Annotated in this window: 25 protein-coding genes; 6 read left to right on the forward strand and 19 right to left on the reverse strand. The window is 48.3% G+C overall.

All coding sequences use genetic code 11. The annotated features are described in order from the left end of the window. Positions 1 to 262 precede the first annotated feature (262 nt). Positions 263 to 757: a YajQ family cyclic di-GMP-binding protein gene (locus SynMVIR181_RS09385; RefSeq protein WP_186523570.1), complete on the reverse strand. Its 495-nt coding sequence runs from the start codon at positions 755 to 757 to the stop codon at positions 263 to 265. A gap of 318 nt (positions 758 to 1,075) precedes the next feature. Between SynMVIR181_RS09385 and SynMVIR181_RS09390 the strand changes: the two genes are divergently transcribed. Continuing rightward, on the forward strand, positions 1,076 to 1,318 hold the full coding sequence (locus SynMVIR181_RS09390; RefSeq protein WP_186589056.1) for a hypothetical protein: 243 nt from the start codon (positions 1,076 to 1,078) through the stop codon (positions 1,316 to 1,318). Positions 1,319 to 1,353: 35 nt separating this feature from the next. On the opposite strand, the gene SynMVIR181_RS09395 is transcribed toward SynMVIR181_RS09390, so the two are convergent. The 5 genes from SynMVIR181_RS09395 to SynMVIR181_RS09415 form a co-directional block, all read right to left on the reverse strand. Further along, positions 1,354 to 1,539 (reverse strand): hypothetical protein, encoded by a 186-nt coding sequence (locus SynMVIR181_RS09395; protein ID WP_255444239.1) that lies wholly within the window; start codon positions 1,537 to 1,539, stop codon positions 1,354 to 1,356. 432 nt (positions 1,540 to 1,971) lie between these two features. Continuing rightward, positions 1,972 to 2,316: a hypothetical protein gene (locus tag SynMVIR181_RS09400; RefSeq protein ID WP_186589058.1), complete on the reverse strand. Its 345-nt coding sequence runs from the start codon at positions 2,314 to 2,316 to the stop codon at positions 1,972 to 1,974. A 124-nt stretch (positions 2,317 to 2,440) separates the two neighbouring features. After that, complete coding sequence (locus SynMVIR181_RS09405) at positions 2,441 to 2,833, reverse strand: hypothetical protein (RefSeq protein ID WP_222929411.1); 393 nt, start codon at positions 2,831 to 2,833, stop codon at positions 2,441 to 2,443. Between the two features lie 239 nt (positions 2,834 to 3,072). Beyond that, a complete protein-coding gene (locus tag SynMVIR181_RS09410) occupies positions 3,073 to 3,312 on the reverse strand; it encodes a hypothetical protein (protein WP_186589060.1) in 240 nt (79 codons plus the stop codon). Positions 3,313 to 3,518: 206 nt separating this feature from the next. Further along, entirely contained in the window at positions 3,519 to 3,692 is a 174-nt protein-coding gene (locus SynMVIR181_RS09415; protein ID WP_186589061.1) for a hypothetical protein, read from the reverse strand. Between the two features lie 139 nt (positions 3,693 to 3,831). Between SynMVIR181_RS09415 and SynMVIR181_RS09420 the strand changes: the two genes are divergently transcribed. Then, complete coding sequence (locus SynMVIR181_RS09420) at positions 3,832 to 3,984, forward strand: hypothetical protein (RefSeq protein WP_186589062.1); 153 nt, start codon at positions 3,832 to 3,834, stop codon at positions 3,982 to 3,984. A gap of 28 nt (positions 3,985 to 4,012) precedes the next feature. Here SynMVIR181_RS09420 and SynMVIR181_RS09425 read toward each other — a convergent pair whose 3' ends face one another. Together SynMVIR181_RS09425 and SynMVIR181_RS09430 are read right to left on the reverse strand one after the other, a co-directional pair. After that, entirely contained in the window at positions 4,013 to 4,153 is a 141-nt protein-coding gene (locus SynMVIR181_RS09425) for a hypothetical protein (protein ID WP_186589063.1), read from the reverse strand. 45 nt (positions 4,154 to 4,198) lie between these two features. Beyond that, positions 4,199 to 5,485 carry an MFS transporter gene (locus tag SynMVIR181_RS09430; RefSeq protein WP_186589064.1) on the reverse strand — a complete coding sequence of 429 codons (1,287 nt, stop codon included), beginning with the start codon at positions 5,483 to 5,485 and terminating at the stop codon, positions 4,199 to 4,201. 751 nt (positions 5,486 to 6,236) lie between these two features. On the opposite strand from SynMVIR181_RS09430, the gene SynMVIR181_RS09435 reads away from it, so the two are divergent. Both SynMVIR181_RS09435 and SynMVIR181_RS09440 read left to right on the forward strand, forming a co-directional pair. Continuing rightward, positions 6,237 to 6,752, forward strand: coding sequence for a GNAT family N-acetyltransferase (locus SynMVIR181_RS09435; protein WP_186589065.1), 516 nt, complete (start codon positions 6,237 to 6,239; stop codon positions 6,750 to 6,752). Positions 6,753 to 7,329: 577 nt separating this feature from the next. Further along, complete coding sequence (locus SynMVIR181_RS09440) at positions 7,330 to 7,479, forward strand: hypothetical protein (RefSeq protein WP_186589066.1); 150 nt, start codon at positions 7,330 to 7,332, stop codon at positions 7,477 to 7,479. A gap of 124 nt (positions 7,480 to 7,603) precedes the next feature. Here the strand turns inward: SynMVIR181_RS09440 and SynMVIR181_RS09445 are convergent, their stop codons facing one another. The 6 genes from SynMVIR181_RS09445 to SynMVIR181_RS09470 all read right to left on the reverse strand — a co-directional run bounded on the left by SynMVIR181_RS09445 (position 7,604) and on the right by SynMVIR181_RS09470 (position 11,963). Further along, entirely contained in the window at positions 7,604 to 7,846 is a 243-nt protein-coding gene (locus SynMVIR181_RS09445; protein WP_186589067.1) for a hypothetical protein, read from the reverse strand. Positions 7,847 to 7,978: 132 nt separating this feature from the next. After that, the gene (locus SynMVIR181_RS09450) at positions 7,979 to 8,251 is read right to left on the reverse strand and encodes a DUF3303 domain-containing protein (protein WP_186523750.1); all 273 of its coding nucleotides are present in this window, start codon (positions 8,249 to 8,251) and stop codon (positions 7,979 to 7,981) included. 121 nt (positions 8,252 to 8,372) lie between these two features. Beyond that, positions 8,373 to 9,569 carry an acyltransferase gene (locus SynMVIR181_RS09455; RefSeq protein WP_255444240.1) on the reverse strand — a complete coding sequence of 399 codons (1,197 nt, stop codon included), beginning with the start codon at positions 9,567 to 9,569 and terminating at the stop codon, positions 8,373 to 8,375. A gap of 22 nt (positions 9,570 to 9,591) precedes the next feature. Then, positions 9,592 to 10,071 (reverse strand): hypothetical protein, encoded by a 480-nt coding sequence (locus tag SynMVIR181_RS09460; RefSeq protein ID WP_186589068.1) that lies wholly within the window; start codon positions 10,069 to 10,071, stop codon positions 9,592 to 9,594. A 685-nt stretch (positions 10,072 to 10,756) separates the two neighbouring features. Beyond that, on the reverse strand, positions 10,757 to 11,107 hold the full coding sequence (locus SynMVIR181_RS13320; RefSeq protein WP_255444241.1) for a hypothetical protein: 351 nt from the start codon (positions 11,105 to 11,107) through the stop codon (positions 10,757 to 10,759). A 538-nt stretch (positions 11,108 to 11,645) separates the two neighbouring features. After that, entirely contained in the window at positions 11,646 to 11,963 is a 318-nt protein-coding gene (locus SynMVIR181_RS09470; RefSeq protein ID WP_186589069.1) for a hypothetical protein, read from the reverse strand. Positions 11,964 to 12,420: 457 nt separating this feature from the next. Between SynMVIR181_RS09470 and SynMVIR181_RS09475 the strand changes: the two genes are divergently transcribed. Continuing rightward, the gene (locus SynMVIR181_RS09475) at positions 12,421 to 13,308 is read left to right on the forward strand and encodes an oxaloacetate decarboxylase (RefSeq protein ID WP_186589070.1); all 888 of its coding nucleotides are present in this window, start codon (positions 12,421 to 12,423) and stop codon (positions 13,306 to 13,308) included. 284 nt (positions 13,309 to 13,592) lie between these two features. Here the strand turns inward: SynMVIR181_RS09475 and SynMVIR181_RS09480 are convergent, their stop codons facing one another. The 4 genes from SynMVIR181_RS09480 to truB form a co-directional block, all read right to left on the reverse strand. Continuing rightward, on the reverse strand, positions 13,593 to 13,871 hold the full coding sequence (locus SynMVIR181_RS09480; protein WP_186589071.1) for a DUF3764 family protein: 279 nt from the start codon (positions 13,869 to 13,871) through the stop codon (positions 13,593 to 13,595). A 38-nt stretch (positions 13,872 to 13,909) separates the two neighbouring features. Beyond that, positions 13,910 to 14,209, reverse strand: a complete 300-nt coding sequence (locus tag SynMVIR181_RS09485; RefSeq protein ID WP_255444242.1) for a hypothetical protein — start codon at positions 14,207 to 14,209, stop codon at positions 13,910 to 13,912. A 280-nt stretch (positions 14,210 to 14,489) separates the two neighbouring features. After that, complete coding sequence (locus tag SynMVIR181_RS09490; protein WP_186589073.1) at positions 14,490 to 15,236, reverse strand: YebC/PmpR family DNA-binding transcriptional regulator; 747 nt, start codon at positions 15,234 to 15,236, stop codon at positions 14,490 to 14,492. Positions 15,237 to 15,253: 17 nt separating this feature from the next. Next, positions 15,254 to 16,147, reverse strand: coding sequence for a tRNA pseudouridine(55) synthase TruB (gene truB / locus SynMVIR181_RS09495; protein WP_186590603.1), 894 nt, complete (start codon positions 16,145 to 16,147; stop codon positions 15,254 to 15,256). A gap of 74 nt (positions 16,148 to 16,221) precedes the next feature. On the opposite strand from truB, the gene SynMVIR181_RS09500 reads away from it, so the two are divergent. Continuing rightward, the gene (locus SynMVIR181_RS09500; protein ID WP_186589074.1) at positions 16,222 to 16,998 is read left to right on the forward strand and encodes a bifunctional 2-polyprenyl-6-hydroxyphenol methylase/3-demethylubiquinol 3-O-methyltransferase UbiG; all 777 of its coding nucleotides are present in this window, start codon (positions 16,222 to 16,224) and stop codon (positions 16,996 to 16,998) included. A 321-nt stretch (positions 16,999 to 17,319) separates the two neighbouring features. On the opposite strand, the gene SynMVIR181_RS09505 is transcribed toward SynMVIR181_RS09500, so the two are convergent. Continuing rightward, the gene (locus SynMVIR181_RS09505) at positions 17,320 to 17,643 is read right to left on the reverse strand and encodes a Nif11-like leader peptide family natural product precursor (RefSeq protein ID WP_186589075.1); all 324 of its coding nucleotides are present in this window, start codon (positions 17,641 to 17,643) and stop codon (positions 17,320 to 17,322) included. Between the last annotated feature and the right edge of the window lies 1 nt (position 17,644).

Raw genomic sequence — 17,644 nt, forward strand, 5'->3', positions numbered from 1 at the left:
CAGTCCAACTTCCCTCAACAAAGAATCAAAGAAAGTAATTGATACGCTTGCTTGAAGGAAGAGAAAAAATTGATTAAATGATACGATCGTAAAAACAATAGTCTTAGCTTTTGAAGTAAAAGACTTTATGCTTAGCAAGCTATTGAGTAACCCTCCAAAGAGCATACGACCAGAGCAAGTCCTAAGGGAAGGAAGCTCAGAATCCATAATCTACTAGGCGTCAAGCTTTAAACATCAACACCGGAGAGAGAATCTTAAAGATTTAGCGATAGTTTTCAAATTGAAGCGGAACATCTAACTCTTCCTCTTTGCTTTTCACGAGTTGAATCGCTACCTGAAGGTCATCCTTACTTTTACCAGTAATACGAAGACTTTCCCCTTGGATAGCAACCGTGACCTTTTTCAATTCATCACGAACCATTTTGCTCAGCTTTTTCGCAAGCTCTTGACTAAGGCCCTTTCGCAATTGAATAACCTGCTTCACGCGATTCCCACCCACAGCCTCAGGAGTTTGGAAGTCAAAAATCTTTAAAGAAAGATCTCGCTTCGTCGCTTTAGTCCGCAAGATATCTTCGACAGCCTGCAATGTCATGTCACTCGCCGTGGTGATCACCACTTCCGTTTCCGCTAGATCAATTTCTGTGCCGGAGTCCTTAAGGTCATAACGATTTCCAACATCCCTGCGGACTTGATCCAGAGTATTGACCAGCTCCTGGCGGTCAAAATCAGAAACCACATCAAATGAATATGACGCCATAGTGCTGTGCTGCGGTTCCGAACAGGTCTTTGCTCAACTTACTCACGTTGAGCGATCATGGCAGGGTTAATAAACAAACGCACAGCATCACTGCTGCTTTTGGTGCTACAAACCAGAGTGTTTCAAGCCCCCAAGCCGTAAGCAGATGCAACATCCATTCCACAACATCGCAAGCAATGTCACTCGGTAGTAGTCCGACGCAGATCTAAACTATCGAAAAAGTATGAATTAAAAAACTTACAAATGCTTGCTATGAACACAATCTCAAACCTAATTTATAATTAGGAAGGCTTACCAACGCAAAATCCCAGGCTGTTCATGACAACACCACTCGATCAGGCTCGCTTCATTGCCGATGAAATGGAAAACCTTGCTGATCAGCTGAAGCCTGACGTGATTCGAGCAGCTCGAGCTGATGAGGAAGGGCGCAAGAATCTCGATCGTCTTGAATATGCCCTTGGAACGATTGGGAAAGCACTCATCCTTACTGACTACAGCGTAGATGAACAAAAAGATCTCGATAAACTCGAAGCGTTCAGGGAACTGCATGGAAAGCAGTGACGTCCTAAAACATTCTCCTCAGGCTAGTGACCAGGCTATGAGTTAGACCCATCGGATGCAGCTTGCTCTAAATCTTTCCAAGTCAAATCAATCAGGGGCAGCGCTTCATCAATTTCTGTTTTCAAGACTGAGGCCTCATCAGTCAGCCCCTGCTCGATCAGCTGCTGGTATTTCTTGTATTGGTTGACCCAAATCAGGATCGTGGGGGTGCTGTTTGTCATGCGTCTAGTGTGGCGCGACATTTCAAAACATCCCATAGACAGAGGATGTCAGTGAAATGTCATTGAGCATCAAATCAAGACCAAAGCTAATCGATTTATACGCTGGTAAGGCCTGGATGCTCGAGACCTCCCTCATACATGAGCGCGTCAATCCTGACATCAACGAGTGCTGATAACGGATCTCAGCTGAAATGGCGTTCCGATAGCCAATGGAGTCCATCCATCAAAGTGTTTTCAAAGACACAGTTCTGAACCCGCGCAGGCAAAACGTTGAAAGACAATCCAAGACGTCAGAACAATCTGATCAATCAGATAAACAAATCAAAAGCATGAAACAAATTTCAAGCAATCCAACCATTCCTTCCAACATAGTTCTCACTCAAATTCTCATTCAACTGTATTGATTGAGCAAAAAAAACCCCAAACACAACACTAGAAGTCATGTTTTTCCCCCTCAACTACCATCGCAACCAATAAAGGCCAGTAGCGATAACTCGATCGAATCAAGAGGGCCCAAATGAACCAGAGAAGCCAAAAATTCACGCTTTCATCAGCGGCCTGACGGCAGTCCTGCTGCAACCGCTTCGCCACAGAACCTGATACTTGCTCTTGCAAGGAGCGATTCATTGCTGAACACACCCTCCCGACGGGAAGGCGGAATAATTCTGCAGAGAGCCAGGCCGGAGCTAAAGCCACTGGGATAGCAACCAACCATCTACCGACAAATCGCTCTAGAGAACGACTCGGCACGATGCGTCTCGGCTTGGGAGAGGGCATCAAACGCCAATCCAGACGCGCACTGTCCTGAAATTAGAAAAGGCTGGACAACAAGACCAGCGCATTGACATCAAGCGACAACTTTTCCGCCGATGACGCGTTGATGAACCACGCTCCTCAAGGCTTAAGGACTGACTATCACGCAGCTTGATTCGAGAAAGTCAGGATGCTGGCGTCGATAGCTGGCGGCATCCTCTGCCCAAAACTCACTCCAGCCGGCAGTTCCCACGTAATTGGTGTAAAGCCATACGCCGTTTCGCCCGAAGTTCATCCAAGGACTTTCTGGTGTTTGACTGATGGGGCTGAAAAATGTCATTGATCCTCCACTCATGGTGCCTGACCAACGTTGATCGCCATAAACAACGACCGCTTTTGTTGGATGTGCCCTGGAACGATCCACACTCACCTCACCTAGTGATCCGCAGCGATACCTCACCGGCTCCAAGGCCATGGCACGTAAAGGGAGAGTCCATACAACCGCAAGCAATGACCAACGGGCAATTTTGTTCCAAAACATCATTGCCGACAAGAAAGAGACCATCATCACATAAACGATTACCAGTACATTTCCGACTGTTGAGGATATAAATAGGCAACAGTCCCGCAATCAGGACAACAATTTACGCTCCAGAAAGCCAATTAGGACCGCCAAACGAAATCACATTAGCGAACATTCTTGCCCCCAAAATACAATCAGCTTGTGACGCAACTTAGATCACGGAACTTTCTGTCAGGCCGGATTTTTTTATCCATCCATTATGATGTTTTGCGCTTAAATGTATAGCAGCCTCCGTGGTACCCAGTGAAGGGTTGCGCATAGGTAATCAGCTCCCATCCTTGCTGTCCAAGCTCATTCATTAATCCCACCAAAGTGACCTCATGCTGTGGATTCCTGCGAGAGATCAACTGCTTTTCATCAAGCCAAAGCTCTTCTATTTCTCCAGTCCACGACTTTCCTTTCGGAACAAAACGCAATTGCGTGTATTCCCACGTCATTGAGGTCAGCCGAAACCGTGCTGACTGTAAAGCAAGGATCGAGCTGACTAACCATCGAAAGCACAATCGAAATGCAACACAAAGCCGCAACCGCAACTGAAGATCGCGCGACCTTAATCAAACGGGGGCTTTTGCACGAGGCAACATCGCAAAATACGGTTGCCTCAAGGCCGTTCAGACCAGAGCTGGGCGATCAGGCCTCTGCTTCAGCCAACGACAACCATGGCCGTAATAAAGACAGCAGAAATAGCTGCTAAAAAGCTGCCGATACCGGCGGCTTGGATCAAGTTTGGGTTCATCGGAAGTCCTCGATACCCATGGTCTGGCTCAAGCCAAGCCATCACATCAAGCTCTGTCGTGAAATGGAAACGAAAGCGCATCTAAAAGAAGAGAGGCAGCCCCTCCCGGATGGAAGAGACGGCCTAGCTCGCTCGTTTATGCATAGCGCTAACCAAGATCCAGTGAATCTGTATCGGAGAAGCGTGAACCTCGAAACGACAACAGTGAACTGAAGGAGGAATGCGAAGCGTCTGGCGTTTGGCGCCTGGGGCCTGGTTCCTAAGTGGTGAGTGGTTGAACTCCTTAGGGCACCTGATTCGGTGCAGATGGAGTGTCGATCGACGTGGCGCTCAAGAGCTTGCCTACCGAAGGACGGAACTCGCCGTTGGGTGAAAAAACTGTTGGAGCAGGGGCCAAGTGGTCAGGCTGCTTCTTTGATCTGCTGAGGTGGAGTGTCGGCCGTCATGGCTCCTCCGATTTCGATACACAAAGTGTGGCGCAGGCGAGCAAAAAGCACATCAGTGCAATCGCGCATTGCCATCAGAACCAAAACCGACGACATTGGAAATGGCGTGGTTGTGGCTCCCGCTTGAAGGGTTGGGTGGGGTTAGGTAGCGTCCCGACTCAAATCAAACGCACCACGGGGCAAGCGTTCTTTCCAGGGAGCCAACACACATAACAAGAGCAGGGATGGAACGGCCGCCGCAATCGTGAGAGCGAAGAAAGTACTCCAGCCCACCTGACCTGCAATCACTCCTCCAGGTGTGGACAACAGTGATCTGCTGAGGGCATAAATTCCAGTTAAAAGTGCATATTGAGCAGCAGAAAAACGAGGGTTACACAAACTCATCAGAAGTGCCAAAAAGGCACTAACCATCATTCCGCTGCAGAAGTTTTCAACGCTCACTGCCATTAAAAGACCTTTGAATCCTCCCCCAAATCGAGCTAGTGCCCAGTAAGCGAGATTGCTGAAGGCACCGATTACGCCATAGACCCATAGAGCACGATTGAGCCCCAACTTGGAAAAAAAGAGTCCACCGACCGCAGTGCCCGCGATTGCAGCGCCAATGCCCCAGCCTCCCTGAACCGTGCCAATCGTTTCTGGTGAGAACCCGCTTTGGATCAGGAATGGAACGGCCATCAAACCCAAAAGCCCATCGGGCCAGCGATACAGCATCACAAGGAGCAAAATCAGGACTCCACGTTGACGGCCTGTTCGAGTGATGAATTCACGGGCAGGTCCAAGAACGGCTCCCCTGAGGGTTGGAACCGGGTTTTGGATTGCAGGGAGTGTTGGAGCAGCAAGGGTGATGGGAACGATGATCAACATGGCGGTGCCAGCCGTGATGAAAGCTGATTGCCAGCCAAATTGGCCCGCAATCACGAAGCAGCCGGCGCCAATAAACAACATGGCGCCTCGGTAACCGAGTGTTGCTGATGCCGCACCCCCGCCCCGTTCGGGTGGTGCAAGCAGGTCCGTCCGATAAGCATCAACGACAACATCTTGCGATGCACTCAAAATGGCAATTACAAAAGCTGCGAAGCCGATCGCGACAATCTCATTCGTTGAAACTGTTGCTCCGAAACGAGCGAAACTCACCAAGCCAATGCCGATCATCAGCTGTAAAAGTGCGATCCAACCCCTGCGTCGGTCAGGCCAAGGGATGGCCCAATGATCCATCAGGGGCGCCCAAAAAAGTTTGAGCGTGTAAGGCAGTTCTATGAGTCCTAGAAGACCAATCGTCGCAATAGGTATCCCATTAGCGGTTAGCCACCCCTGAAGTAGCGTGCTGACTGACATCAGTGGAAGACCACTAGCAAAGCCCTCCACGCCTACGGCCACAATCCGTTTCCAGCTTGAAGTGCTTCTGTTTTTCTCTCTTGAATTGGACATCTTGGCTGAGAGTTTCTCTGAAAAAAATTAAGCTGATTGCCTTGCTCATGCACGCTAGGCAATTTGTTGTTGGGTTTATATTACGCTAATGTCTGATAAGGAATGATTCAGAATGAATAGGATTGATTCACGTATTTTGATGATTGCTATTCGTATAGAGTACGCAAAATTTACACTGAAAGGAATGAGTCGATTCAATGCCAAGGCTTGCTCGTTTCCTTTGGATTCTGCTTTCTCTGGGTAAAAAGCAGAGAGTGGAAACTTCAAGCACTGCACTTGGTAGATGTATTAGTGGCTATTCATCACTAGGTTTTGATGCTTTTTGCCTCTTCTCTTGGATTTTTTTGGCTCGCTGTTGTACCTCATAGTTGGAATTTCGCGTAAAGGAATAGAAAAAGACCACGAGAACCGCTGCTAGTCCTAGTGCCAAGAAAACAATATAATATCCAGGTAAAATATCTAGCATGTGGGTTATATTTTTCTTGAATCTAGCATGAACGCCGCTATGGCTTAGTGCCCCACCTGTTGTTGCGTTGGAGGCACTTGTCACATCAAAGCTGCTGAATGCATAGGATCCATTATTAATTTTCTTGCTCTTTGGCTGATTTGATTAATGTTGATGTTGAGTTCCTTTGCCCGCTTTGGTTGCAGACGACGTCTCTCATCAGAGCCAGTTCACTGGGGTTGTCTCGATTGAACTCCGAACAGGTCTCTCGATTTGGAGGTCAACCTTTTGAGTGAAGGGCGAGAGATGGAGCTTCGGCCTCTACACCCGTTGGATGAGACTGACTTGTCCAGAGTGATCCGGGCGGCACTTGTTGAATTTGGTGCTGATCGCCCTGGTTTTGCTTGGCAAGACCCTGAGCTAGATGCCATGAGCAAAACTTACGCCGCGTCTGGACGGATTTATTTAGTCGTAGCGGAGGGTGGGAATGTTCTTGGGGGAGCTGGAATTGGCCCCTTAAGTGGTGTGGATGCGACTTGTGAATTGCAGAAGATGTACTTAGCTCCGTCAGCGCGGGGGAAGGGTGTTGGTTGGCGGCTTATGGAGAGCCTGTTGGAACACGCTCGTGTGCTTGGCTATCGCTGGGTTTATCTCGAAACTCTTTCTGGAATGGTGGCGGCTCAACGGCTTTATCGGGCTTGGGGATTCCTAAGGATTGAACAACCTCTTGGTCAAACCGGGCATGGTGGTTGTGACTGCTGGTTCCTCAAGGAACTGCATGGAGCTGGGGGTTCTAGTAAGCAAAGATCTCCTTCTTCTTGATGAGTTGGACCCTGCAAGAGCTTTATTGGTTCTTCTTTGTCTCCTCTTTCAGGTCGATGCCAAGATCTTTCATGGCTGAAATCGTATCGCTTACGGCTGGTACATAAGCAATCTTTCGTCTGACTTTGTCGAGTAGATCCCTGAGTTTAGGCGGCATTAGTGCTCTTGTTTTCATAGGGATTCTCTAATCACAGATGATTTATCTTGAAATTATGGCAAGTTTAGCGTTCTCGATCGCCCGTTGTTAATGTCCTTTATGGAATTTTATTTTGATCTAGGAATCGTGATCGTTCCCCTAAACGGGTGAGGCGAGTGCTGTCTCCTATCACCCGTTTGGGGGAGTCTTTTTGACTGTTAGCGGACGATAGTGATCTCATCCATCACTACCGCCTCGATGCCTGAACTACCAGTTTTTTCAATGAAGAAAGAGCGGAGAGAGCTCGTTGAATTAATGTCTACTCCCTTTAAATGCGAACCCAACTATTGCCAAACGAAGACATCTTTCGTGAAGTTTGTGTCTGAGATGGCAGCACCAACCCTGCTTCACTCTCTCTCTATGATTCGGGGGTAAGGGGCGTTGGATCAAAAGCAACGGGCAGCTGCATATCGATTACTTGCAGCAATAGAAGCCAATGAAATCACTAAAGAAGATGCCATTGCACATGGTAATTGGTATTCATATTTACTTGAGCATCTGAAAGCTGATGAGCAGGAGTGTGATGAATGAACAAACATCGTCAAATAGTGATGCCGTTCAATGTGTTCCTTTTGCGATCTATTCTTAATGGCTTACGTGTTTTCAGCTGTGTCTAGACGGGCTTCTGCAGATGGTTGCTGAGTACTAATTACTGCTAGGGATTGGTCTGGGGATCGGTGAGTACTGTTGTGGGCATCGCTTCCTCTCCTGCATAGAACACAATCAGGTCTACATCTTTAGTTCCCAATGCGTCGCCTTTTTGATAAATTTTTTGGCTGCTATCTTTTAATTTGAGTTCTAATGTTCCCTGCAAAATCACGGCTGCATTGATCACAGGATGGTAGTGCCACGGTAAGGTTGTATCTTTTAGATAAGGCTTATGCTTGATCTTACTCATTATTCGTCGATCGTTAATACAAGTTATTTCTGCCGCTTAAAGAGTATTTGGTGATGTTTGGGAAGGAATTGAACCCGTACGGACAAGGCTAAGGCTCTGCTGGTGGCGGGAGTTCCTTCCTCAGAACTGAGATTAGCTGTAAGCCTTTGCCATTAAGGGACCTGCTTGATCGTCAGTGAGAACGGGCGTCACCTTCCAATCCAAGCACTCAGCCCATTCAGCAGCATGTTCGTAGCAGGCATCTGCATTATCTGCTTCAACCAAAATCCAGCCCTCTAATGATCCAGGAGCATGAAACCGCTTCCATGATTTGCATTCCGGGAATGGAGCACCAGTGGATAAAAACTTCTTAGCCGCAATTGCGTGGTAACCGGTTTTGAATGTCCAATGCATCAAGAATGTCATGAAGTCTGTTCAATGAAGACATCCCTATTCTGCATGGCTTGTTGGAGCATCATGTAGTCTGCGATACCGAAGCTGGTCTCCTCGCGGCATGTTGTGGTATTTGCTTTTGGGTGAAGAGCTATTAAATAATCTGCCTAATGGCCTGAATTTTGCGCAGTTGATGACTTGCGATAAATGATAAGAAGATAGCCATTATTGTTGATCCTAGCCCAAGTATCCAGATGTTTTTGATTCCTAGTGAATAAAAGGTAACCATCGCTCCAGCAAGGAGCGGTATGTGAATTAAATAGGCGCCAAAACTATCCTTTCCTGCTTTGATCAGCCAATGGCTATCCAACTGTTCGTGGGCTTGGCTCCAGGTTAAAACTGCAGCGATAAATCCCCAGCCGATGAGCGGTGTTAAAAATGCCATCAATGGCGAAATAAACTCCCAGGATGTTTTGTTATGACGTGGTATGAGTGCTACATAGTTTGACGCTAGGAGGGCAAGTGTGATCAAAAGAGAGAGGCGTAGCCATGAAAATGCAAACTGCTTGTTAATCCGTTCTAGCCATTGGTGTGATGCTGCTTTGCAGCCAATAAAGAACAAAAATACATAGGTCCATAGATGCATTCCTTGATAGCCAAGTCCATCAAGACTTGAGTCTTTTAAGCCAGCCCAATGTCCAGAAAAGTAACCCATGATCACCTCTAGTGTCCCAAGAACTGCAGCGCTGATCAGCCATGATCGCCAGCCGGGTACGGATTTTGAATTATCGATTGTAAATTGCTTTTTTCGAATGAAAACCCAAAAGCAGTATATTATATTCAATATTATGAGGACTAAAATAAACCATTGTGGGCCAATCCTGTTGAGTGGAAGATCGTTGAAGCCTTGTCCAAAGACATTGCTGTTTGGAATTAGTAGCCCCGCTAATGGGGTGATATTATTAAGCAAAAAAGTTGCAAGAATGAGAGGGATTCCAAGCCGGAGTATTCGTTGCCTGGCGTAGTTAGCGACCCCGCGTTTATGTACTGAGCTCGGTACAAGATACCCTGAGATTAGGAATAGGATATTCATGTAAAAAGTGTTGCAGATCCAGCCAAACCAAAAGCTTATCGCTTCATAGTTGGGTGCTGACTCGATGATCTGCTTGAGATCAGTTGAGAATAGTGTGCCCACTAATATTGTATGAGTGGCAATCACCAGGGCTATCATTATCGCTTTGATTTGATCTAAAAAGACCAGTCTTCTTGTTTGGTGCGTCGCCCTGCTGTGCATGATGTGATCTTGGCTTTCGGTGGCTCGCTGGCTTGTGTGGGGGGAGCGCTCAAGCATGCAGTATGGGCTGTGTGCGTCCCTAATGGGATTGTTGTTGTTTTGGTTTACCCTTACTCCATAACGATAATAAAAGCATTGCGATAAGGATAATCATGAGCGGCACATTCATGATTGCCCCTGGGGCATCGCCAATGGTTGCAATGGGTTTGTAGCTGCCAATATAAAAAGCGCGAAGTCCGTATTCAAGGATTCCAAGGAGATACAGCAGAGGGATGAGTGCTTTGTATTTCAAGCATGCTGCGAGATAAATCAAGCTAATGATGAATTGGGATAGGCCCCAAAGTGCAAATATTCCAATCACTGCTGCTGTCGCCTCTGTTGAATAGGTGTCCAGGGGAATGTTGGCTATCGACTGCGCACCTCCGTCAGCCGCTAGAACATGATGTTGGCTGCGCCAAAGCGTTACGGCAGTCAGCAAGTAAAAGAACCAAAGTGCAATTTTTTTTCCTGAAAAGCTATCATCTATTGTTTTAGGTAAAAGTAAATTAAAATCCAGCATGGATTGGTGTTGTTGGATAAGTTGAAGTGAATGGTAGGCTACTAATGGCTCCTTGAGGGGTTTCGTGATGGCCTATCTTCTGGCCCGCATCTTGGCTTTCGAAGTAGCCGCAAGCGGAGCAATGGATTGATTGATATGCGGCTGAGGTTTGGTGAGATCTTGTCGTTCATCTGTTAGTAAGCATCTCTGTGGCATTAGGGTTGACCCATTAAAACGTTTACATCATCGTGGCAAAGCTCGGCGAGATTAAGCTCAAGCAAATTCAACAGCTTCATACCACTGATAGTCCCCTCCTTATTCGTAAACACAAGGAAGTGCTTAATCTAATGATGAGAACTCTCCAGCTCGATACTTATGGTCTGACTTGGGCTCAATTCTTTAAGGGTGTAGGCATTGGTGGCCTATCTGTGTGGTTTCTAATGCGTTAGTGCTTGGATTGGCTGCTAGATCGTAACTGTGTTCAACGTTTTTTCCCCTTCGTGCAGATCTCAAGCTGTTGTCACGATCTATGGCGAAAGGGATGCTGATTTGATTTTGTTTTGACTTCTCATTTGGGGTTTTGTTCTGTCGATGTTGTGTCATTCATCAACATGTTTATTGGTGGCATGCTTGAACCTTCCTAACCAATAGGCAGCTTCCATGAGTAGTTACTCCAGCCTTAGTGGCATGAATCGCCTCTTGCTTATTAGACAATCCCCATCATTGGGGCCATCCATTCCGCATGCATTGCTGTGAGCATGGACATATTGAACTGATGAACAGCAGGGTTGGTTTTGTCGGCAACCCATAAAAGGCCAAATGGAGCATTTAGGGCCAGTTGCATCCGCCACCGCCAAGTGATGATCTTCCAGATTTTGCTGAACAATGGCTTTGGCACGAGATCGAAATCGTTCATCTTTTTTGCGTCATCGAACGTGACTATGGCGAATCTCGTCCATGGATGGAGCCCTGGGCTGAATGGGGAAGGAGATGGAGGCAGCTTTATCGACCAGTCGAGGTGTTTCCTGCCGGTTTCGCAAGGAGGCGTGGGTTTCATCCCTAATCGAATTGGAGTTCGGTTGATCCGTTATTAGTGGTTCACGATCTGGGAGCTGATGCCAGTTTTCTGATGTTGGCTAGTTTGGTTGATAATTCGATATTAAAAAATGCAGTATCTTGTGTTTCCTCTTGTCACTCTTTTGGCCTGTAGCGGTGCACAATCAATGGCCCATGATTATGAAGGTGGTATTACGGCTGAGCTGGTCAGTCTTCAGCACAATTCTACTTATTTTTCGAAGCAACCTTTCAACTACACATAAGGTTCCCCCAGTATTAATCCTCTTAATGTCATGCTCGATGAGCATGAAGAGACCAGCTGTCACAATTATTCCGTGCCCCCTGTGGATGTATATCACTGAAGGCATTTTCACCGTTGATTACGGCTTCAGAGTTAAAAAATAGTCATCAATAAGGGCATGATCAACCTTCTGACCGCACAGCGTTTCCCGCCAGGCATGGGGTTATATTGTCTCAATAAGAATTATTTAGGGGCCTTGATCTGACTTCTCCATCGGTCCAATAAGAGACTAGATCCGTCAACGCTTACCGCATATAAATCCATCGCGGCGTGCATCGTTCAGATTTGCCTCGCCTAGTGCCGGGATCGACTGACCGGTTCGAAAGCTCCGGAAGGGCCAGCCCGGTCTGGTGTCGCAACTTTCACGGTCACACGTGCAGATATAAGTGTTGGCGTTATTCCCGTTTTCGCGCCATTCGCTGAAGATCAGCGAAAGCGGTACATCTCTTTGCTCAAACGTTTTCGTGGGAGGTTCCTGGGCCTGGGTTGTTGGTACAAGGACCCATTGGATTGCCACCAACGATGCAAGGGGAATGAGGCGAAGGGAACGAGGCATTGGTTCGGGGTGCGCGAGCGCTTTCTGGCAACATCGCATGGAAGAGCGGGCATGCAGGAGCGAAGTCGCACCCAGATGGTGAATCGGTAGTAATTGCCCCCGTTGGGGAGATGGTCAATTTAATAATTTCCTGTTTCGTAATACGACTTAGTAAGAACGAGCTCAAGGACGCTCAATTCTCTTTTTTTCAGCTTTCTCGTGTGCAATAAGAAATTCTTTTATTCGCTCACGACTTGAACTTCTTGTCGACTCGTCTTTGGGAATTTAAGAGTGAGTTATTGAGCTTAAGAACAGTGTTGCTCGATTGTGACTAGCAATGAAGTAGTACTGCAATCCAGATGTTGCACCCGGATTTAGTCTGGTTCGCGATTGCAGATGGCAATCATTGAAGCCATCATCCAGGCCCAGGCTTTGATGTTTGCTGTTGTCCAGCTATGCATCTTGAGGATCTTGAATCGTGACCCCAACAGCAGATACCGCCGCGCACTTACGGGCGTTGCTGTCGCAACAGTCCTGTCACGTGATGCCGTGCTGTTTTGATGCCTTATCGGCAAGGATTGTTGAACAGGCGGGCTGCCCGCTCACGTTTATGAGTGGGTTCTCCGTTGCCGCAGCCCGCGCCGGTTTGCCTGATACGGGCCTGATCACGGTGACAGAAATGCTGGATCAAGGCCGTCAGCTCTGTGATGCCGTTTCGATTCCAGTGATTGGTGATGGTGATACGGGCCATGGCAATGCGGCCAATGTGCAACGCACCATGCACCAGTTCAAGCAGGCAGGTTTTGCCGGGATCATGCTTGAAGATCAGGTTTCTCCTAAACGCTGTGGCCATACCGGAGTGAAGGAGGTCGTTGCCCGTGATGTTGCGATCCAGCGGATTAGCGCTGCTGTTGAAGCCCGCCGTCAGGGCGCTGATCTCGTGATCGTGGCGCGAACCGATGCCCGATCGGCGTTTGCGCAAAGCTATGGAGAGCGCGGTGCACTGGATGAAGCGTTGTGGCGATTAAAAGCCTTTGCCGAGCTTGGCGCTGATGTGCTGTTTCTGGAAGCGCCTCGCTCAGAAGAAGAGATGCTCCGCTTTTGCAATGAGGTTCCCGGAAAGCGCATGGCGAACATGTTGGAGGGAGGCGTGACTCCGTTGCTTTTGCCAGATCATCTCGGAGCCATGGGTTTCCATCTAGTGGCCTATCCCCTCACCCTGCTTGCATCTGCAGCATTTGCAATGCGCCAAGCGGTGACGGATCTTCAGTTCGGAAAAACTCCCGAAAGGATGCTCAGCTTTTCTGAACTTAAGGCTCTGGTGAATTTTGATGCTTATGACGATGCGGTGAGCAAGCGAATTTAATGATCTTGCCTCTCTCTAGGCAAGAATCATCCATCGGCCTTAATGTTCAAGGGTTATTGACAACGACATCAAGAATGAGCCGAACTTACGCAGTCCTATGAAGACATTAGGGAATGGAAGAGGGCACACCGCTGTGGGGACATCTGCCGCCTGGGCTAATGGTTTCGAAAAATAGATGGGGATTAATTTGTATGGCTATTAAATTCAACCTTGAGTCTATGAGGTTTTGATCAACAAATAGAGCTAAAGGAAAAGCAATGGCCAGAATGCAACGAAACTCTCGATTAACTCACCCAGCGCGTGATTGATGTTCCGTCATAGATGTGACCTGAGGCTTCAACGATGGGCTTGGTTTCAGGATTGGTGAAAATAGTGTAAAGAACACCTTCTGGACCTTGGAATATCACTGTTGCTCTCTTGGGGTCGTCCTTGCAAGCTCCCATGTAGAATACTTGAACACCCATCTCTTGAAACATCGCTTGCTGCTCAGGTGCACTCATGTGATTGCGATATTCATCGAAAGAATTGCTTAGTTTGAAGTCAAGAATGGTTGTTTCAGTCATTTGGGTAAAAATAAACGAGTGAATTGTGGATTTGAGGGTCAGAAGTTGTGAAGCAAAATCGGTCCTGATACTGGGTCGGTTACACCAAGTTCAGGGGATAATTCATCGAGAAAGCCGCGTACTGAGTTCAGATGTTCAATCATGAAAGGGCGAGCGGCGATGAGCTTTTCTTCACTCTCCCATAATCCAACAAAGCAATAGCGGCGTTCTCCAGTTTTAGCCAAATAGCGATCAGACATGCCATCTGGAGTAGCCCATGCTTCGACTGCTTTTAGATAGTCATCTTCGCAGCCATCCTTGACAAGCACACGAACATTATTCAGGAATTTGGCAGCCACTAGACGTGTCATTGAAAGCAATTTATTATCTCACAGCTGTAGACGAAGGTGGTGCTCTATTACACAAACGAGCTGATAATGCGAGGGCTGCTTGGCTTGGCTAGCGAATGGTATTGAACGGCTTGGAAGGGAAGCAGAGGATGGGGTTGAGCTTCTCGTTCGCTTATTGATGTGGTGATCGAGGTGCTGTTGTATTTGTGCCTTTGGCTCTTGCTTTGCTTCGCCAAATGTTTTCTTAATCGCTGCATCTTCCCTGAGGAGAGGTGATTCGCAAACAGAATTATTTTGGTTTTGTAGCCACCTCGATTGGTGCAAGGTTCGTGCTCACGCTGCAGACATCATCGAGCGACTCCAAGGCCTCTTGTAATCGTTGGCAGGTTTCGGAAAGCTGTTCGTCCTGGATCTCTACAAGCGCTAGGGGGTGCCAGCAGTGCCCCCAATCGATCACAGCCCAGCCACGATCTTGTAATTCCTGTTGAAGCTGCTCCAGGGCTTCGAAACCACCATGAACCATGGTGCTGCCATCGCTTTGCAACACATATCCCTCTGCATCGAGTTCGAGAAGGGTCTCCAGGAGAGCTTCTTCTTCGCAATGTCCCTCCAGTCGCACCTCGCTGCGATGCTGAAAGAGATAACTCACGCATCCGGTTTCTCCGAGCTTGCCGCCGTGTTTGCTGAAGGCCAGACGTACCTCGGCCGCCGTTCGGTTGCGGTTGTCGCTGAGTGCTTCCACAAGGACTGCCATGCCTTCGGGGCCATACCCCTCGTAGCGAATCACTTCCAGGCTGGAGCCTGCTTCCCCTTGCCCCGATCCTTTGGCTATGGCCCGCTCAATATTGCCTGCCGGTAATCCGGCTGATCGTGCTTTCGTGATGGCTGTTCGTAGTTGGAAATTGCCGTTTGGGTCAGCTCCATTGCGTGCGGCCACGGTGATCTCGCGCCCAAGCCTGGTAAAAAGTGCGCCTCGCTTCCCATCCACCACCGCCTTGGTGCGTTTGATTTGAGACCATTTGCTGTGGCCGGCCATAGGGAGCAGGAGGGGGATCAGCCGCGCGCTTCAAACACGACCTTGGGTCTGAGCTGGTCTTCGCTATTGGCGATTCCAATTCCCAGCATGATGTTGTCTGCGCTGAGAACAACGGTGGGACCGTCTCCATTTTGATGGGAGATCGTGCGACCGCAGCTCCAGTCGTCCCGTTCGAGCTCAGAGAGCGTTCGGATTGGTAGGTGGGTTAAGGCGCGTTGGGGAGGGATGAGGGTGAGGGAACCGACCATTGGAGTGGTTTGTTCATTGGGATGCTCTGGCAGGGCAATCGCATGGGCCTCCACGAATCCCAGCGCTTGGGTGCGCCGCAGCCAGTCCAGGCAGCCGCCACACCCGAGGGCTTGACCAAGATCTCGGGCCAACGAACGGATGTAGGTGCCAGCAGAGCAGTGCACCTCAAGGCTGAGCTTGCCTTGCTCTGAATCCCAATGCTGAAGAGAGAGGGAGTGGATGGTCACATTGCGGGCCGGTAAGTCCATCACTTCACCGCGGCGGGCCCTGGCATAGGCCCTTTCGCCGTTCACGTGAACCGCTGAAACCTGTGGTGGAAACTGCTCGATGCCACCGCGGAAGGGGTTGAGGGCCTGATCCATCTCCTCAAGGCTTAAACGCGGCCAATCCTGAAGCGCAACGACTTCTCCCTGTAGGTCATCGGTGCTGGTGCTGGTTCCCAGCTGGATCACACCGCGATAGGTTTTCTCTCCTGGGAGGTAGGGAAGCAGTCGGGTGGCCTGACCCACTGCAATCGGCAGAACGCCGGTTACGGCTGGGTCCAGGGTGCCTCCATGCCCCACTCTTTTGGTTTGGAGCACGCGACGCATCCGGCTCACGCAGGCGTGGGAGGTGAGACCTGAAGGCTTGTCGATCACCACGAAGCCGAGTGGTGCATCCAAGGGGGTGTAATCGCAGTTGTTCTGAATGTGGCATCCGGCCTGCACGTAAATTGACGATGTCCGACCGGTAGAAGATGCAACGTCTGAGCAATTCTCCCCGCGTGGACATCGAGACCTTCTTGGACAACGGCTTTTCTGTTCGTGACCATTTGGCTGAATACCTTCAGCTCACGTTGGAGCAGGTGGATCAGCGCTTACCCGATGGGAAGGATGATTTAGCCGCACTGCATCCGGGTGCTTTTCAAGCGGATCAAGCCACGGAGTTTTACGAGACCACCGTGGGAACGGGGCATCTCTTTGAATTGGCGGCTTGGCATCTCAGCAGCTCCGACTACATCGCGGACACGCTTCGTTTGCAGGAGGATTTCGCTCGAGGCACAGTCCTTGATTTTGGAGGAGGGATAGGAACGCATGCTTTAGCGGCAGCGGCATTAGACAATGTTGATCGGGTCCATTTTGTTGATCTGAATCCACAGAACAGGGCATTCGTCTCGTCGAGGGCTCTTGCTCTAGGTTTGGATCAAAAAATGTCGGTTCATCGTGATCTTTCAGATCTCAGCGGCCAACGTTTCGATACAGTTGTTTGTCTTGATGTATTGGAGCATCTGCCTGATCCATCTGATCAGCTCATGCAATTCCATTCGTTCATGAACGAAGACGGAAGGGCCTTATTAAACTGGTATTTCTTCAAAGGATATAGCGGCGAATATCCGTTTCACTTTGATGATCCCAACCTTGTTGATTGCTTTTTCCGTACGTTGCAATCGCATTTTCTTGAAGTTTTTCATCCACTGTTAATTACGACGAGGGTGTACAAGCCCGTGGAAGAGACCAACGCTTTTAGTTGCTAATTTAGACAATGCATTCATCACATTGCTTTCTAGTGATGTATTGCTTAGGGGATTAATGATTGCCGTGAAGCCTTCTCAGCCAGCTCTTGCATGAGAAATGAATTGGAAGATTGGCTTGATTCGCCTTTAATAGCCTCTGTCAAGCCTAGTCTTTAGATGCATGAGTTGCTGTAACCTTAATGAGTGATTAGATGGCTTTAGTTCTTTTCGTTAGATGTCATTTCACGTTAATAGGCAAGTTAAAATACTCCCGAATTGGGAAATGAAGGGAGAGTCAGTCTGTCTATTTATCGTCCTATAATTCAGCTCAATCGGTTTAGTCTAATAAATTCCGCCTGCTCTGAAATCATGCTCTTCTTCTTTAAGATTTGAAGAACTACATGTAGATTGAGAATAGTGAAGAAGATTTTTATAGCCATCTGGCACTAATCCTGGACATAGGATTCCAACCTCAATAGCCTGAGGGCAAAAATAAACTCCCTTCCAACGGTTGATAAATCTCCCTTTGATTTCATCTGAGAATTGAAAGCCATTCTCTGCGGCAAAATCTATGATCTGTTTAGGATTTAATGATGAGAGCCCAGAGCGAAATTGCTTGTCATTACGTGCTCGATCAATGAATGCATGTAGTTGAGACTTAGACATA

The sequence above is a fragment of the Synechococcus sp. MVIR-18-1 genome (genome assembly GCF_014279835.1).
In the GTDB taxonomy this organism is placed as follows: domain Bacteria; phylum Cyanobacteriota; class Cyanobacteriia; order PCC-6307; family Cyanobiaceae; genus Synechococcus_C.

What these genes read in the sequence shown, in the direction of transcription:
- SynMVIR181_RS09385 (WP_186523570.1), bottom strand. Translation starts at nt 757, where the DNA reads ATGGCGTCATATTCATTTGATGTGGTTTCTGATTTTGACCGCCAGGAG.
- SynMVIR181_RS09390 (WP_186589056.1), top strand. Translation starts at nt 1,076, where the DNA reads ATGACAACACCACTCGATCAGGCTCGCTTCATTGCCGATGAAATGGAA.
- SynMVIR181_RS09395 (WP_255444239.1), bottom strand. Translation starts at nt 1,539, where the DNA reads ATGACAAACAGCACCCCCACGATCCTGATTTGGGTCAACCAATACAAG.
- SynMVIR181_RS09400 (WP_186589058.1), bottom strand. Translation starts at nt 2,316, where the DNA reads ATGCCCTCTCCCAAGCCGAGACGCATCGTGCCGAGTCGTTCTCTAGAG.
- SynMVIR181_RS09405 (WP_222929411.1), bottom strand. Translation starts at nt 2,833, where the DNA reads ATGTTTTGGAACAAAATTGCCCGTTGGTCATTGCTTGCGGTTGTATGG.
- SynMVIR181_RS09410 (WP_186589060.1), bottom strand. Translation starts at nt 3,312, where the DNA reads ATGACGTGGGAATACACGCAATTGCGTTTTGTTCCGAAAGGAAAGTCG.
- SynMVIR181_RS09415 (WP_186589061.1), bottom strand. Translation starts at nt 3,692, where the DNA reads ATGCGCTTTCGTTTCCATTTCACGACAGAGCTTGATGTGATGGCTTGG.
- SynMVIR181_RS09420 (WP_186589062.1), top strand. Translation starts at nt 3,832, where the DNA reads ATGCGAAGCGTCTGGCGTTTGGCGCCTGGGGCCTGGTTCCTAAGTGGT.
- SynMVIR181_RS09425 (WP_186589063.1), bottom strand. Translation starts at nt 4,153, where the DNA reads ATGTCGTCGGTTTTGGTTCTGATGGCAATGCGCGATTGCACTGATGTG.
- SynMVIR181_RS09430 (WP_186589064.1), bottom strand. Translation starts at nt 5,485, where the DNA reads ATGTCCAATTCAAGAGAGAAAAACAGAAGCACTTCAAGCTGGAAACGG.
- SynMVIR181_RS09435 (WP_186589065.1), top strand. Translation starts at nt 6,237, where the DNA reads ATGGAGCTTCGGCCTCTACACCCGTTGGATGAGACTGACTTGTCCAGA.
- SynMVIR181_RS09445 (WP_186589067.1), bottom strand. Translation starts at nt 7,846, where the DNA reads ATGAGTAAGATCAAGCATAAGCCTTATCTAAAAGATACAACCTTACCG.
- SynMVIR181_RS09450 (WP_186523750.1), bottom strand. Translation starts at nt 8,251, where the DNA reads ATGACATTCTTGATGCATTGGACATTCAAAACCGGTTACCACGCAATT.
- SynMVIR181_RS09455 (WP_255444240.1), bottom strand. Translation starts at nt 9,569, where the DNA reads ATGCTTGAGCGCTCCCCCCACACAAGCCAGCGAGCCACCGAAAGCCAA.
- SynMVIR181_RS09460 (WP_186589068.1), bottom strand. Translation starts at nt 10,071, where the DNA reads ATGCTGGATTTTAATTTACTTTTACCTAAAACAATAGATGATAGCTTT.
- SynMVIR181_RS13320 (WP_255444241.1), bottom strand. Translation starts at nt 11,107, where the DNA reads ATGAAACCCACGCCTCCTTGCGAAACCGGCAGGAAACACCTCGACTGG.
- SynMVIR181_RS09470 (WP_186589069.1), bottom strand. Translation starts at nt 11,963, where the DNA reads ATGCCTCGTTCCCTTCGCCTCATTCCCCTTGCATCGTTGGTGGCAATC.
- SynMVIR181_RS09480 (WP_186589071.1), bottom strand. Translation starts at nt 13,871, where the DNA reads ATGACTGAAACAACCATTCTTGACTTCAAACTAAGCAATTCTTTCGAT.
- SynMVIR181_RS09490 (WP_186589073.1), bottom strand. Translation starts at nt 15,236, where the DNA reads ATGGCCGGCCACAGCAAATGGTCTCAAATCAAACGCACCAAGGCGGTG.
- SynMVIR181_RS09500 (WP_186589074.1), top strand. Translation starts at nt 16,222, where the DNA reads ATGCAACGTCTGAGCAATTCTCCCCGCGTGGACATCGAGACCTTCTTG.
- SynMVIR181_RS09505 (WP_186589075.1), bottom strand. Translation starts at nt 17,643, where the DNA reads ATGTCTAAGTCTCAACTACATGCATTCATTGATCGAGCACGTAATGAC.